Raw genomic sequence first — 16304 nt, forward strand, 5'->3', positions numbered from 1 at the left:
CGGCCACCTCACATCTGATCCAAGAACCAGCGCTGACAGCTGCCGGCCCAGTACGGCCAGATGATCACGCTGGCGCCGCGGTTGGGTGAACACCCGGCCACGTCGAGCGACTTGCCCGTCATGGGGGCGAGAATGCTGTAGGTGTTGTTGCCGCTCGGCTCGATCCGCCAGACCTGACACGGTGAGTCGCTGGCGGTTCCCAGGTTGACAGCCGCGCCGTCGGCTTCTGAACATCCCTCGATATTCAGCGCTCTGCCACTACTGGGGTCGACGATGCGGTAGAGATCGTCGCCATGTGGTTCTACCCTCCATCGTTGGCAGGGGCTGCTCTCGATCCAGTCCCAGATGCGGATGTTCCTTCCGTCGCAATGATTCACATCGAGGACGCGACCCTGGCTGACCATCGCATGAACCTTGAAGCGGCCGTCTAGCTGCGGGATGCTCGGTGGGCGCAGGGTCCATTGCTGGCTGCGGGCGGCGCCGCATTCGCGTTGGACCAGTAGGCTTCGATCATTGGTGGAGCCACCGCTGATCGACGCACATTTGTCGCTGTGGGCGAAGCGGACCCGGACGACCGTCTCGTAGCTGCTGCCGTCGACGTACTCCAAGGTGACCTGTTGGTTCGCACCCCCATGACAAGGAACGAGTGAGACCGGTTCGTCGTCGTGGAGCCGGGCCTGGGCGACCTCGGCACACTGGAAATTCTGCACCGACCGGATCTCGTACCGGTCCGTACCCGCCACCGGGACCAGCCGGAACCGGCCACTCAGTGAGCTGGCGGAGCAGGATGCTTGGAACAGCGTCAGGCGTAGCCCAGGCTCACCGATGCCCGTGACGGCGTGGACACACTTGTTGCTGTGCCGGGCGATGAGTTCGTATGTTCGATGTTCGAGGTGATAGGCGGGTCCGGCCACCGCCTTGGTCGGCTCATGCGCGGCGACAGTCCTTCCGCCGAAGGCACCGCCGGTCGACTCGAACGTCCACACTTCCCGGCTGCCGTCGGCACAGCAGGCATAGAGCACGGCGATGTCGTCTCGGCCGCTCAGATTGAAGTCGCCCGGGACGAGAGTAGCGCGGCCGAGGTCGAACTCGTCGCCACGCCACCACGACTCCTCGGTCAACGTGGTCCCGGTCGACCGGAATACCCGGAGCTCAACGTCGTCGGGTTCGTGTTCGTAGGCCAGCACGATGTCGCTGCGGCCATCACCGTCCACGTCGCCCACCGCGGTTTTGATGTTGTCCCAGCACAACCGCCCATCTCCGGAGTCGTGCAGCACCGAGGGCGTGGGATCGAACCGGTCCTCGGCTGACGGGTTGACCTCGAACACCAGCCGGCACGAGGCATCGCCTCGAACGGTCACCAGATCGGCGGTGCCGCTACCGTCGACGTCAGCCACCAATGGGATGGCACGCTGGTCCGGGTCGGGCCGATCGTCGCTCAGCCAGACCTGGGGTTTCGACAGATCCGCACCCGGGAAGACCAGGATTTCTCGGGTGCGGTCGGCGCTCCAGCGCTGAACGACGATGTCCGCGCGCCCGTCACCCGTCACGTCACCGGTGTCGAATCTGGTGGTGTGCAGCGACCAGGGCGACTGACTGGTCCACTGTGCGGGTTGGGCGTTGTAGCGGTTGCCGTCCGAGAACAGCGGATACAACCCGACCCGACGACCTGCCTCCTCGCGGAAGAGCGCGATGTCGGTGCGGCCGTCGCCGTCGAAATCGCCGACCACCGGGCGGACGCGGAACAGCGGGAAACCACCGTTGGCTCCGGTGTCCCATGCGACGGTGCCAGGATGAAACCCGTCGTCATGGGCGATGAGGTTCCACACCGCCGTGCGGCCGAACCCCTGATCCAGGACCGCTGTCACGTCCGGGCGGCCGTCCCCGTTGATGTCTCCGCGCACCCGGGTGGGCTCCGCCGGATTTCTCTCCACCGCGAGATCCCAGGCCGAGGTGGGGTCGCTGACGTTTCCGGCCCGGTCCACGGCCTGCACGTAGAGGCGCCGGCCGGTACGTTCGGCCACTGTGATGGGGACGGTGGCCGAACCATCCGCCCGCGCGGGCACTCGCATCGTGATCCGGTCGTGCTGAAAGCCGTACAGATACTCGGCGACGTCGGTCTCGCCGGTGGCCGGTTCAAAAGTCACCGAACCAGTCGTGCGGGCGGGGATGACCGGCTCGCCATCCGGGTAGTCCTCCGACCGGACGCTGGGCACGGCTGGTTTCGTGGTGTCGATGACGAAGTAGCAGCGGTCCGTCCAGGGTCCGTTGTCCTCTCCGTCGGTGCTGTAGGCCCGAACTGAGTAGACTCGATCTTCTTCGAGAGTGCCGGCCGGGATGGCCGGCCAGGAGAAGGCCGCCCCGGACGTGGTGATGCTCGACCACACCGAGTGCACCGGCGCCGTGTGCGCGATCTCGAGGAGGGTCCGGACGTTCTGGTGATCCGGGTCGCTGGCCACACCGGAGAACTGCGGCTGGTCGGTGGCGATGGGGGTCGGGGCGTCCGGGCTCCCGCACGTCTGAGGGCGGCGGAAGTTGAGATAGCTGGGCTGCCGTGGCGGGTTGTTGTACTCGATGACGATCTTGGCCGTGTCTGGTTTGAAGCGTTTCCACAGATGAGGATCAGATTCGTTCGGCGCACGCAGGCCCAGCGCGATGTGATCGGTCCCGGCGTCGGCGATCCGCTGTACCACCGTGGTCAGCGTGGGGGAGGCGAACTCCATCCCCATCGCCGGCTGGCGACACGAGGAGTAGTTGGCTCGCCCGGCTGCCGTGGCCACGTGGCCGATCCAATGTCCACCCGAGTTGTTCCAGGTCAGCGGGTGGGCGGGGTCGATCGATCGGGTGTGCCAGAGGTGGACGTCGGTCATCGCGCACGATGCCGAGTGCTCAAGGACGACAAGAAAGGACACCTTCTTGATCCGCGCCCCTGCGATCGGGCCGCTGCTCATCTGGAAGAACGAGCGATACGTCACCACCGGCGGTCTCCAGTCTGAGTACCCCACCTTGGCGCCCTCGTTGCGGTCGTAGTTCCAGTACGACGTCGTGGGCGACGACCGGTTGACGTGGGTCCACCGATACTGGGGGCCGGCGAACGACGGGTCGATGACGACGGGGAACGTCGTCTCGTCGGAGGTCAACATGTCCTGGTCTGGTACTACCGTCAGGACATAGTGACCGGAACCGTCCGCGGTCAGCTCGACGTCCATGGCGACGTGTTCGCCGGGCACGGGTTGGTCACCGGCGACCGCGGTACCGTCCGCCGTGCCGGTAGGGCCGGGTGCTGCCGTGGCGTCGTCAACGGCTTCGGCCGCGGTGTCCCACATCAGCGGCGTCCCGCCGAGGTACACGACCTCGCCGTCGGCATCGGTGGCCAGGGTCACGCCGTCATCGGTGACCTCCAGCTCCAGATCCACCGCGGCCAAGGGGTACTCGATCCGTTGGAGGTCGGCCTGCTCGGCAGCCTCCCGGTCGTGCACTATCAGCAGCTGGGTGAAGCCGTCGCGCTCCGCGGTGACAGTGAGATCTACGCCCGGCATGACCTCCGGGTAGACGGCCGTGGAGCCGTCCAGAGTGGGCTCCGGTAGCGGGGTCGCCCACCCCAGGGTCAGGTGCGCACCGTCGGGGTCGCCAAGGATCGCCAGGTCGGTGTCGCCGCCACCGGAGAGCCTCAACTGCCCGACGGCCGCGACTGGCTCGACGGAGCCACCAGGGCCGATGTGGAGTGTGGTGTCGACCTCGGCCCACTCTCCCTCGTCGTCCTGCACCCGGACCGGCAGGGCATGTTGTTCGAGCGTGAGTGTCCCCGTGGGGTTGGCGAACACCTGCGCCGTCTCGGTCCGCAGTTCGTCGATCTCGACGCGTTCACCTGACTCGCGGGCCGCTGCGCCGGCAGCGGCCTCGGGCCCCGACGCCACGTCGTGGTCGATCTCGTCGGTTGTCGGTTCGACGCTGCGGTGGGTGTTGTCTGAGCTGGCATCGGCGATGAGCGGATCGGATGACGCCTGACCGGGGCCCATGGCCGTGAGCGGAAATGCGATCAGTGCCGCCAGGCCGGTCAGGAGCGTCGTCTTCAGCGGGTGGGAGCTGGCTGGTGCCGCCATCAGAAGACGTCCATCTCTTTGAATACCTTGATGATGCCGAGTGCGCTACCGGCCAAGAAGCCGAAACGCGCGGCCCGCCCTAGGCCACCGGTTGGGTACCCAGCGGTGCCAGGGTTCGGATCTCGGCTCTGCCAGTTGTTCTTCGGAAGCTGGTGGGCCCACTCCGGGTCGCGTTCCACCAAGGGGGTCGTGTCGCGCCACGGATCGAAGTTCGGACGGCGCGTGGCATCGTCACCGCTGGGCGGATCGGTCCGGTCCGGCGGACCGTCCGCGCGGTCGGACGACCTGCTGGACGGCCCGGATTGGCTGGGTGGGCGCTGCTGTGGGGCCTTGTTCTCCGGCTGTCGCTGGGGTCGACTGGACGGCTGGGATGGTCGCGGTTGGCGGTTCGACGACGGTTTCGGCTGGGTGGTCTTCTTGGGGGTTGACGTGTTGCGGGTATTGGTCCGCGCCTGTTGCTTGGCTCGGGATGAAGGTTTCGCCTTGACCCTATTGACGGGTACACGTTGGACCGTCCGGACGATCTGGTTCTTCATACTCCGGATCGTTCGGATCACCCGCTTGATGGTGGTGATGATCCTGGTCACCCATTGCGTGAAGGTCCGGAAGATCGTCGTGATGTGAGAGAAGAGCCGGCCGAAGAACCCTTTGACCTTGGAGACGACGTTGTTGGCGACGGTCCGTACCACGGGAGCCTTGGTGGTTACCCGGGACACCACGTTGGCCGCTACCCGGGTGACCACCGGCACGGCTCGCACGGCGATGGCCACCACCACGATGAAGAACGCCTGTCCATCGGGATCGGTAAAGGTGACCGGGCTGTTGTTGGCGTAAGCGTAGCCATGGAGTTGCTGGGGATCGGAGTAGTCGGCGACGGGATCGACGGAGATGAACCGTCCCGTGGTGGAGTCGTATTCGCGGGCTTCGAGGTGGGTCAGGCCGGTGCCGGGGTCGTGAACGCCGCCGACGAACCCTCGGTTGTCCGGCCAGGCCGACGGCGGAGCGCCACGTGTGTTGCCGTAGGGGTCCATTCGGCGCCGATGGACCTGCTGGGTGTCGTCCTCGATGGCGGTGTGGTTGGTGCCATGGTGGTCAGGGGTCACCCAGGTGAGACCGTCGTGAGTGCGGGTGGCCACGACCTGCTCGCCATGGGTGTAGTAGCGGGTGCCCTCCACATCACCGTCCCCGGTCAGGGTGATCTCGGTGTGGTCGAGGTACAGAGTGGTACCGGCGCGGTCGCTGCGGAGTAGCCGGTTGCCGTCCGCGTCGTAGACGAACGAGGTGGCGTCCTCGTCGGTGGCGATCTCCACCAGGTGTCCTTCCGCATCCCAGGTGAAGGTCTCGGCGGTCCCGTTGCGGGTACGTTCGGCAAGGTTGCCCGCGGAGTCGTAGGTGTAGGTATCGGTGCGGCGGCCACCGTCGTCGTCGATGGTTTCCACACCGAGCAGCGCATGGGGCTGGTTCGCGCCACCGTCGGGGTAGCTGTATGTGCTGGTGCTGGTCCGGGTTGCGGAGTGACGGGTTTCGCTGAGCCGGTTGCCGATCTCGTCGAAGGTCCATTCGTTCCAGTAAGGCGTCGCACCGCCGAGCCCGCCGGTAGATGGTTCTGCCGAGCAGTCGGAGTTCTCTGGTGTCCAGGCACTGGTGAGCCGGCGGCGGTGATCGTAGGTGAAGCACTGGGTGTCGGGGGATTCGTCGAATCCGGGCGCCGGCTCGTCGTTGATCTTGGTCACGTTCCCGGCCTGGTCATAGGTGTAGCTGACGTTGGTCACCCGCCGGGGGCGCAGCTCTCGTTCGGTGACGACGCGAGACAGCCGGCGGGTGGCGACGTCGTACTCGTATTTGTGCTGGACCCAGCGGCCGGCGTGTTCGGAGACGAACGTCGAGACCTCGCCGAACGGCGTGTAGTCGGTTTCGGTGACATAGGTGCCCAGCTCGCTGGCCATACTGACCGGCAGGTCCTCACCCGTGTACTCGTACCGCAGGGTCTCCGCCGGCAGTTCGCCCGCCGCGGGCAATGTGGTGGTGGCTACCTCTCCGGCGTCGGTGTACGTGTGGCTGGTCGAATAGGTGCCGGCCAGGTCGTCCTCGGTTTCCGGGAGCACCACTTCCTGGCCGGTGGGGCGGCCAGCGGTGTCGTAGCCGGCCACGCGCACGGTGTAGGGGGCGCCGTCGACCCAGCGCGTCGTGGAGGACAGCCGCCCGGGTAGGAGGGTGTCGTATTCCCACTCGGCGAGCGGCGGCCCGTCGACGGTGTCACGACGCACCGACGTCTTCCGGCCGAGTTCGTCGTAACCAAAGGCCAACGTCTCACCGCGGGAGTCGGTTTGGGTGATGCGCCGGTCGAGATCGTCGTAGGTGTATGTCGTCGTTCCTTTGTCCGGGTCGTGTTCGGCGACCATCCGGCCACGAAGGTCGTACTCGAACGCCCACTCGTTGCCCGCCGGGTCCAGCACCGCGGCCAGTTGACCCGCCGGGGTATAGCTGTACACCGTCTCGTCGAAATCTGCGTCGCCGTCAGGAAGAGCGCCGTCGGCGTCGTTGTGGTGCCGGATCCTGGACGTGAGTCCGCGGATACTGGTGAACGTGGTGGTGGCTGCCTCGCCTTCGGGCGGGACCACAGTGTGTCGATCGCCTGCGTACGTGTACTGGGTGGTCTGGACTACTTCGCCGTAGGACACCAGTTTTTCCACCAGCGGGCGGTCGGCGCGGTCGTAGGTGGTCAGTTTCTGTCTTGGTAGGGCCTGCTCATCCGGGATGGCTACGTCGGTGTTTGGTGGGGCGTCGTTGTAATAGGGTCCGTTCTCCTTGACCACAAGTCCGCGAGAGTCGTAGATGAGGTCTTCGATCACGCGACCCCCACCGGGCGCGGGCCGCTGGGTCTGCCGTGGCCGGAGCAACCCGTCGAACAGTTCGTAGACGGTTTCGGTCGAGCCATCGGCCTGCAATGACGTGGAAGCGACGACGTTCGCTCCGTCAGCGCGTTGGGTGTAGGTGTAGGAGAACGTCGGCTCGTCCGAATTCTTCCGCTGGCCAGGCGCCCATACGTCCGCCGTCCGGCCCAGGGGATCATGGCTGATGTCCGTTCGTAGCCCAGCCTCGTCGATGATGGCGGTCTCCTCACCCCACGCCGGGTTGAGCATGGTGGTGACCGTCGCGCCATTCGGGCGGGTTACCTTCGCCCGGGTGAGTGGGCCGCCGGAGGCGGGTGTGTAGGCGACGGTAGCGGTGTGCCCTAGGACGTTGGACACCGACTTCTCCCGGCCAAGGTGGTCGTAGGTGAGGCGGGCGACCACCTGGTAACGCGGCTCGCCATCCGAGCCGAACCCGGATAGCCGTTCCGCTGTGGTCACCGCGCCGCGGGTGGGTGGCGCGCCGTGGCTGTCAGCACCGTCGTAGTACAGGCGTTCGTCCTCGATGACGTCGTCCGGACCCCAGTCGGCGTCGCAGGACGCAGCGACAACCAGCTTGCGCGCCGGAAGTTCGAGCAGGCCGGCCGCGGGATTGGACGCGTACTCGTACCGCGCACAGGTGTCGTCATCCGGGTCGTCGATGTCGCCGAAGTCGGCGGTCATCGCCAGCACGCCATCGTCGGTGTAGAAGTTCTCAGATCCGGATACGCGTTCGGCGCCGTCGTCGAGAGCCTCGGTCTGGCGCATGGCCCGTTCTTCGGTCTTGAACGCCCGAGTCGTGCCCCACGGGTGTTCCTTGGTTGCGGTGGGATCGGAGACCCAGTGATCGGTGATCTCCCGGCTCACCACGGTGTCGCCGTCATAGGTCACCTGCTCGCGGGCTTGACCGGACAACGGCTCGGCATCGCGAACCGACGTCCCGGTCGAGTCCGTGATGGTGGCCGACCTCTGTCCGCCGGATTGGGTGCGGTCACCGTCCATACCCCGGAAGTACCTGGTCTCGGTGATCGACTGCTCGCCGTCGGGATGCCCCTTGGTGACGCGGACGTGGTCATAGCCGCGCCACCTGGACCACGTCTTCTGATCGATGTCGACCAGCCCATCGACGTCGTCGAACCGCCACGCGGGTTTTGACAGGTACTCAACCTCGGTCACCGCTGGTTCGAGGCCGCTGACCCGGTCCGATTCGGTGACCTCTGTCACGACGTATTTGTGGAACCAGTCTTCGCGCTCCGGTAGGCCGTCCGGTGTCCACTTCGCCGGGTGGCAGCGCCGTTCGTTGGTGGCCGGTTCCGGCAGATCAGCCACCGTGCAGTCGGGTTTGGAATAGGCGACTGCAAGGCTGCCGCCGGTGCCGTAATGCACCGCCGACACGCGCCACCATTTCATCGCGGGGATGCCGTCGATGCCGTCCACGCGGTTGTCCATTTGGATGCCGTCGAAGCGGACTTCGGGTGCGTTGAGCTCTCCGCCCACCAGACCGGTCTGGGTGATCCCGTTCAGCCACAGGCCGGCGCGGGTGCCGTCGCCGGGGGCCGGGAATGAGTGCCGCAGACGCCACGATGCCACGTCCGTATAGTCCGTGCCGTTGTGCACCTGCGTTCGGACGCCGGCCAGGCGCCTTGTCGTCCAGAAGGTGGGTGAGAACTTGTTGTCACAGCTGTCGGTGCTGTTGCAAGCCTGATCCAACGGGGTGTCCGGGAAGGTCTGCGGTGCATCGGTTGAACACGCGCTTCCCGGGATACACCGTGGTTCCGACTCGAAGATCACCCGCGCGTCGGCCGGCCTCGAGAACACGTGTCCGTCCCGATGGCCGTACTCGATCCGTACCAGATGGCTAGCCCGCACATAGGTGCTGACGCTGGTGGCGGTCAGATCACGGGCGTAGTTGTTCGTCTCCGTTTCGTAGAAGAGCGCCATGGCATTACCCCAGGGGTCGACGACGTAGTCGAGGTTCCAGCGGTATGCCTGATCACAGAACGAGTCTTTGAACGCGGCCGAGTGGCAGGGTTCACCGGCGTGATTCCCAGCGACGGGTACCGTCCGGACCGAGTTCGTCTCAGGTTTGCCCGCCGACCATCCGGGCAGCCGATTCAGTCCGAAGAAATATCGGGTGCCGTTCTTGGCGGTGACCACCCAGAACTCGCCGTCGCGGGCGCCGTTGGTGGCACCGGTGTGGCGCTCCACCCGCGATCCGTCGTCGGCGCGCGGTTTCCAGATGTCGTCCTGAGCGCCGTCGACCTGGACGAGATCAGTACTTGATCCTTCCAAACTCAAGGTGGCGTTGTCCGTCGCCCAACACAGGTCACCCACCGTGCGGTCGCCGTTGTTGCCGCCGCGGTCCATGCTGCACTGTCGGTATCGGCGCTCGATCGAGCCACCGCCGGTTATCTCGAACCCTTCACCCGCCCAGCTCGGCTGGTTGTTGGTGGACGAGGTCCGCCCGTCCACACCTCCCGACGAGTACGTGAGTTCCACTGTCGGCGCGGGCCCGGCCGCGGCCGGAGGGACGTCCAGCGGATAGCTCCAGTTGAAGTTTCCGGCTTGGTCGCCGACGCTCCACGTCGCGGCGGGCGACAGCTTCGACGCGGTGAACCGTCCAGCACCGCCGGCCGGCCCGGCGATGACGGCGTACTGGGTATCGCTCTGGCTCACGTCGACGTCCGCCCACAACACACCAGACCCGTCATTGTGGGTGGCGACGGGCTCACCAGCGCATTCATCGTCGTCTGGGGAGGCCGATGTGCATCCTTGCGGAAGTTCGACGAGGCGGAGCCGGCTGGCCCAATCTCCGCCGAAGGCGTGCCGGAACTCCTCGTACCCGATTCCTAGCGACACCGTGGTCGCCTTGGTGACGCCGTCGGTGCGAGCCACTCGCAGAACCAGCCGGTCATCGCCGCGATCGACGAGTTCTACGTCCACACTGCTGGGCATGGCCGTAGCCCGGAGGGGGTGGTTCTGCTGGCGGGGGTGGTGTAACCAGATGGGTAGCCCACCGGCGTGAGCGGTAGGGCCACTGGTCACGGCCGCTGACAGCGCCGCCGAGTCGGCCACGTCGATGGGGGCCTGTACAGCGGTGACATGCGCCGTGCCGGGTTCCGGCCAGACCACGTCGGGCGGATCGGCTACCGCGGCTAGGTCCGCTGGGCTCGGGTCCCAGTCGACGAATTCCGCGTCCGAGACGGGAACCGAGTCCTCCTCGGTGACCACCCAGTCCTCGAGGTCGCGAGGCCGGCGGTCAACACCGGCTGCCGGTCCGGCCAACGTAGCCAGCAACGCCAAGCCGAGGGCGAGGGTGCACCACAGGCGCAGCGAACCGCGGACGGTCAGCCAGGTCGAGGCGACAGTGGAGGGTGTAGGAGATGGAGTCGGAATCTGATGTGGGGACACGGTGATCACCGCCAGGCATCAGGGGGACGCGCTCCGGATGTGACGCCTCAGCGGGATCCCGTGACTGATCGACAAGATGGCCACAACGTAGGTGGAAACCGGCCGGTGGCTGAACGATTAAGTTGTCGATTGTTTCGACGCACGCCCGGCACGGCAGTTCGGAAGCGCGAGCCACCGGCGGCCCGCCACACGGCGTGCGCGACTCGGTGTGGATCACGCCGTGTGGTGGACCGGTTCGGTGGTGTCAGGCAGCCAGCAGGGCCGGAACGCGGGTTCTCATCCGATCTCGTGGAAGCGGAAGTACTCGAACGTCGCGACGGTCGCGGGTTCGGCGCCGCCGCCCGCGTAGAGGCCGACGCGTGGTTCGGTGCCGGCCGGAAGTGTCCAGGTTGCGCCCCAACGCCAGTTCTCTCCGTCGCGCGAGCTGGCCGAGCGGTAGAGCAGATCACCGGTGTCCGGTTCGACGGTGTGTGCGATCCTGAGCCACAGCGTTTCCGCCGCGGGCCCGCCCAGGTGCGCGCCCCAGACGAGGCGGCCTCCGTCGGCCAGTTCCTTGCCGAACTCCACCTGGCGCGAACTCCAGATCGCCACGTTGCCCAAGCGCAGGAAATGGTCGTCGTCGACGTGGACGATCAGGCCTGCCTGCTGGTAGTTGCGGATCGTGTCGACGCCGAGGTCGATATCGAGTTGTGTTTCGGCGATCCAGTCGCCGTCGGGAGGTGTGCGCAGCAGCAGTGGGCCAGTGTTCGCGTCGCCGACGACGTCGACGGAGGCGAGCGGCCAGTGTAAGGCGCCGTCGGTGGTGCCGACCGAGACGTCGGGCCGCACCCAGTCCCAGCCCGCGTCGAGTTCGCCGCCGAACTCCTCGCTGAAGACGGCGTCGGCGGCGACCGGCTCCGCCACTGACTCGGTGACCGGGACGTGGGCCGGGACCACCGTCAGATTGGCGACCTGGACTTCGCCACCGGCCGCCGTGAGGCGCACCGGCCGTGGGATGTGAGCGCTCGGGGGCAGATCGACGCTGACCTCGGCATCGACGTCGCCCAGCCGGCTTTCGCTGAGCCGGGCGACAACCTGCCCGCCACGGGACTCGACGGCCAACGATGTCCACACCGACGGGTCGTAACGCTCCGGCAGGTCCGCGACATCCTGCACGGTGGTGCGGGGGGAGGTGGCCTCGAGCCGCAGTTCTCCGGCCGCCGGGTCCAACGTCACGGAGACGCCGCTTCGGCCGGCTGCCGCCAGGGTGATGGTGAACGCGGTGTCGTGGTCTGATCCAGGAACCCGGACGTCGGCCTCGACACGTGTCTCTCGCGGTGCGTTCCGCTTGGTCACGACGGTGGCGTCGCCGTCATCGGCGATGAGACGAGCGACGGCACCGGCGTCACCGCTGGTGTCCTCACCGGCCCGCCACTCGCCGCTGGCCGGGGTGAGGGCATCGTTGCCAGCGGGATCGGCGCTGTTGATGCCCAGCTCGCTCGCGGTCACCGGCGCCGGCTGGGGCGTGTCGCTCGCTCCCGCTCCGGCCCGGGTCACCGGCCAGCCGTCGATCCAATCCAGCCGGTCGATCATGGCAGGGCGCCGGTTGACACCGCCTGGTTCGTTGAGCCACGCCTCGTTCCGGTCGATGGCGTGGTAGACGATGTGATCCTGCCCGGACACGTCGGTGATGATCGCGTGATGGCCCACTCCGATCCACCGGTTGCCGTTCTGCGCCAGCATCTGGGTCCCGCCAACGCGTGAGTCCAGCATGGATACGCCCTCGTGGTCTACGAACGGCCCGAATGGGTTCTCCGAGCGCCCTGCGTAGACGCTGTAGCCCGTGGTCGGACCGGCGCAGCAGTTCGCCGACGACGCGGTCAGGTAGTAGTAGCCGTCGCGTTTGACCACGAAGGCGCCTTCATACCGGTCTGGCCGGGCCACCTGCACCGGTTCGCCGACGGCTCGGGTCCCGGTATCGTCGAGCTCGGTGACCCACAGGCCACCGTGGTAGCCACCGAAGTACAGGTAGCGGGTGCCGTCGTCGTCGGCGAATAAGGCTGGATCGATCGTGTTGAAGTAGCCACCGCCACCATCCGGCCGGGGCGCGACCACCGGGCCGCCGGAGTCGGTCCATGGCCCCGCCGGTGTAGGTGCGGTGGCCACGCCGATGGAGTAGTTCCACGGGCCGGGGTCGTCGACGGTTTCGGTTGCCGTGTAGTAGAGGAAGTACTGTCCGTCGACGTAGCGGATGTCCGGTGCCCAGTAGTACGACGCCGACGTCGTCCATGCGGGCCGGTCGTCGTCGTCGAAGATTGTGCCCAGGTACTCCCACTCGGCGAAATCGCGGGTGCGGGCCATGTGCATGAGACCGAACTCGCTGGGGCCGCTGTGCAACGGGTCACTCGTGGCGTACATGTACCAGTACCCGTCTTTGCCCCGCATGAGCGACGGGTCGGCATACGTGTCGGAGAATGGCGCGGAGATCGGGTTCTGGGTCGTGACGGCGGGTCCGGAACCCGGACGGGCCGAGCCGTCGTTCTCGGGCACACTGCCCGTACCCGGTGCGGCAGCCGACGCCGCCAGCACGGACACGACGAGCCCGCCGATGGCGACGGCGCTTCCGGTGGTCCGGAGTAACGCTTTCCGTTTGGACATGGGCATTCATCCCTTCAGGCCGCTGCGCGCGACACCCTCGATGACATAACGCTGGGTGAAAATGAAGAGGATCAGGACCGGGACGCTGGCAACGAAAGCACCGGCCATCATCACCGGATAGTCCGTGGTGTACGCGCCTTGAAGTAGTCGCAGCCCAGCGGGCAGCGTCAACCGTTCCGGGCTGAACAGCACGTAGATGGGCCAGATGAAGTCGTTCCAGTTGGTGAGGAAAGACAACACCGCCAAGGTGGCGAGGGCGGGTTTGGCGTTTGGCAGCGCGATCCGGGTGAAGATCTGCCATTGGTTCGCGCCGTCGATCAGTGCGGCTTCCTCCAGTTCATCGGGGAGCATGGCGAAGAACTGCCGGAGGAAGAACACGCCGAACGCGCCAGCCGCGCCTGGAACCACCAGCGCCCAGATGGTGTCGAGCCAGCCCAGCCGGTCGATGATCAGATAGTTGGGCATCAAGAAGATGAAGCCCGGAACGAACAGGGTAGACACGATGACCGCGAAGAACCCACCGCGAAACCGGAACCGGAGCCTCGCCAGCGCATACGCCGCGGTTGAGGCGGCGACGAGTACGAGCAACATGTGCAACGTCGCGGCCAGGAGGCTGTTGTAGAACCAGCGCAGGACCGGGTACGAGCCGTCCAGCCGCAGGAGCCCTTCGTAGGCCGCCGTCGTTGGCTGCTCCGGCAGGAGGGTGGGCGGCACCGACGTCGCTTCCGGGTTGGTCTTCATCGACGTGAGAAACATCCACACGATGGGCCCGACGAACACGACGGTCAGCACGGCGAGCAGCGCCCAGAACATACCCGTGCGCACGACGGAGCGGGTAGTGGCTGCCCCTCCGGCCGACTGTTTACCCGGGGGCGCCTGCGGAGCCGGCGTGGTCAGTGACATCACCGTCGCCTCCTTCCCCGCACCATCAGCACGTTGAGGATCGAAACAATGCTGAGGAACACCGCAAGCAGGTAGGACATGGCGGCCGCCGATCCCATACGGAACGACTCGAGGCCCTCGCCGAGGATCACCATGAGCGCCGTGCGGGTGGAGTCTCCAGGCCCACCGCTGGTGACCATCACCGATTGGCCGAACATGTTGGCCGACGCCAAGGTCGTGATGATCACGACGAAGAGTAGGACGTTCCTCAGACCGGGCAGCGTCACATGGCGGAACTGCTGCCACCCGGTGGCGCCGTCGACCTTGGCCGCGTCGTACAGCTCCCGGGGAATGTCCTGCAGACCGGCGAGATAGATGATCGTGTTGAACCCGAGTGTCCACCACACGGTCATCAGCACCAAGCTGATCCACGCCCACGGCTGCGCCGTGATCCACGGGATGGGTGTGCTGATGCCCAGTGCGTTGAGCGCCCCCTCTAACCCGAGTGCGCTGATGGCGGCGTTGACGATGCCGATGTTCGGGTCCAGGACGAACCGGAACAGCAAACCGACGACCGCGACTCCCAGCACATACGGCATGAAGAAAACCGCGCGGAAGAACGTCCGGCCGGGGAAGCGACGGTTGAGCAGGATCGCCATGGCCAGGGGCACAGCCATCAAGAGCGGCACACTCGCCACCGTGAAGATGGCGGTGGCCCGCATACCGTTCCAGAAACTCTGGTAGGCAGCCGACGCCGAGTCGAACAGGTTGAGGTAGTTCTGCAGTCCGACGAACGGCTTCACCTCGAACATGTAGTCCCAGTCGTGCAGGCTCATCCAGACACCGAACACCGCCGGAACGGCTACGAAGGTGATGAAGATCGCCAGGAACGGAGCCATGAACGCGTACGGCGTCCACGCGGCGTGCCGGCGGATCGGCCGCGGCGAGCCGCCGTCCGTCGTGCGCGCGCTCCGGCCGGGCGACATGGTGGTGGTCGCCACGGCCGGTCTACTCCCCGAACCGGTTGCGGTTCTCTTCGAGCTTCTTGGCGGCGCGTTCGGCTGCGGAACGCAGCGCATCCGCCGGTTCTTTGGTCAGCAGCACTGCCTCGTTCAACGCCTGGTCGAAGTCTTCGAAGGCGTCACCGATGCCTGGCACCGCCGGCGGGAACCGCAGGTAGTCCACCTGCTCGGCAAATGTCGCCTGATCTGTGAGCTCGGCGAACTCCGCTGACTCGCGCACCGATGTGCGAGCCGGGACCTGGCCGCCCTTTGCCCAGTCCACCGACTGCCGGCTCACCCAGTTGATGAACACGCGGGCCGCGTTCAGCTTGTTGTCATCCGGACTCCGGGGTGTGGTCATGACGAAGTTGTGTGATCCCGCCCATGCGGCGGGAGTGCCACCGATGTTGGGTAGCGGCGCCACACCCCACTCGAGGTCCGGCACCTCGTTGAGGCTGTTCATGTGCCAGATGCCGTTCCAGTTGAACGCCGCCTGGCCGTTCTGCAGCGCGATCGCATCGGCGTCCTGCCCTACGTCGCTGGGGCTGTAACCGTCGTGGATCGCGTCGACCATCCAGGTCAATGCCTCGATAGCAGGATCCTGGTCCCAGAGCACCTCGGTGCCATCGTCGCTGAACAACGACCCGCCGAACTGCCAGATCAAGGACTGCAAGGTCATGCTGCCGGTGAAGGCGTGCGGCGACATCCAGTGGCCGCTGATGCCCGCCGACTTCAGCGCTTCGAGCGCGTCCTCGTACGACGCGCGGTCCATCGGCGGAGCCTCGGGATCGAGTCCGGCCTCCTCGAGAACCGTCTTGTTGTAGTAGAAGCCCAGTGGGTGCACGTCCAGCGGAATACCGAAGCGCTGGCCCTTGTACTCACCGGCCGACCACACCGCGTCCGCGAAGTCCGAGGAGTCGAGCTCTAGAGCGGTGGCGACGTCATCGAGGGGCATGATCACGTTGCGCGCCGCGTTCGTGGATAACGAGTCGAGGTGCATGATTCCGACGTCGGGACCACGGCCCGAGGTCACCGCCGCCGGCAGCCGCGAGTAATAGTCGGCCCACTCCATAACCGTCATCCGGACGCTCACCGCATCCTGCTCGGCGTTGAACTGGTCGACCAGTTGCTTCATGAACGGGCCGTCGCCGCCGGTGAAGCCATTCCAGAACTCGAGTTCGACGCTGGGTCCGTCGTAGGTGTCGGCAGCTGGCTCGGCGGGTGCGCTGGCACCCGGATTGGCGGGTGAAGAGCCCCCGCCGCAGGCGCTGAGCAGGGCACCCGCGCCCACGGCGGCGGTTGCGGTGAGAAAGCGGCGGCGAGACAACGGGTGGGCGGGGATGGCGTCGAGACGGTTCACGGCAGCTCCTTCTCAGGCT

The 16304-nt window shown here is 66.4% G+C and carries 6 protein-coding genes; all 6 read right to left on the reverse strand.

Annotated features, from left to right (window positions below; all coding sequences use genetic code 11):
* Positions 1–8 precede the first annotated feature (8 nt).
* Positions 9–4103 carry an RICIN domain-containing protein gene (locus G8760_RS27295; RefSeq protein ID WP_166356010.1) on the reverse strand — a complete coding sequence of 1365 codons (4095 nt, stop codon included), beginning with the start codon at positions 4101–4103 and terminating at the stop codon, positions 9–11.
* Positions 4103–10405, reverse strand: coding sequence for an RHS repeat-associated core domain-containing protein (locus G8760_RS27300; RefSeq protein ID WP_207782792.1), 6303 nt, complete (start codon positions 10403–10405; stop codon positions 4103–4105). Before G8760_RS27300 ends, G8760_RS27295 begins: the two co-directional genes overlap by 1 nt.
* Before the next feature lie 276 nt (positions 10406–10681).
* Positions 10682–13042: a glycoside hydrolase family 43 protein gene (locus tag G8760_RS27305; RefSeq protein WP_166356012.1), complete on the reverse strand. Its 2361-nt coding sequence runs from the start codon at positions 13040–13042 to the stop codon at positions 10682–10684.
* A 6-nt stretch (positions 13043–13048) separates the two neighbouring features.
* Entirely contained in the window at positions 13049–13945 is an 897-nt protein-coding gene (locus G8760_RS27310) for a carbohydrate ABC transporter permease (protein WP_166356032.1), read from the reverse strand.
* Positions 13945–14910 carry a carbohydrate ABC transporter permease gene (locus G8760_RS27315; protein ID WP_166356033.1) on the reverse strand — a complete coding sequence of 322 codons (966 nt, stop codon included), beginning with the start codon at positions 14908–14910 and terminating at the stop codon, positions 13945–13947. The genes G8760_RS27310 and G8760_RS27315 overlap by 1 nt, the downstream gene beginning before the upstream one ends.
* A 22-nt stretch (positions 14911–14932) precedes the next feature.
* The gene (locus tag G8760_RS27320) at positions 14933–16285 is read right to left on the reverse strand and encodes an ABC transporter substrate-binding protein (RefSeq protein ID WP_207782795.1); all 1353 of its coding nucleotides are present in this window, start codon (positions 16283–16285) and stop codon (positions 14933–14935) included.
* Positions 16286–16304 lie beyond the last annotated feature (19 nt).

Origin of the sequence: Phytoactinopolyspora limicola, assembly GCF_011320225.1 — a bacterium.
Classification (GTDB): Bacteria; Actinomycetota; Actinomycetes; order Jiangellales; family Jiangellaceae; genus Phytoactinopolyspora; species Phytoactinopolyspora limicola.

What these genes read in the sequence shown, in the direction of transcription:
- G8760_RS27295 (WP_166356010.1), bottom strand. Translation starts at nt 4,103, where the DNA reads ATGGCGGCACCAGCCAGCTCCCACCCGCTGAAGACGACGCTCCTGACC.
- G8760_RS27305 (WP_166356012.1), bottom strand. Translation starts at nt 13,042, where the DNA reads ATGTCCAAACGGAAAGCGTTACTCCGGACCACCGGAAGCGCCGTCGCC.
- G8760_RS27310 (WP_166356032.1), bottom strand. Translation starts at nt 13,945, where the DNA reads ATGTCACTGACCACGCCGGCTCCGCAGGCGCCCCCGGGTAAACAGTCG.
- G8760_RS27315 (WP_166356033.1), bottom strand. Translation starts at nt 14,910, where the DNA reads ATGTCGCCCGGCCGGAGCGCGCGCACGACGGACGGCGGCTCGCCGCGG.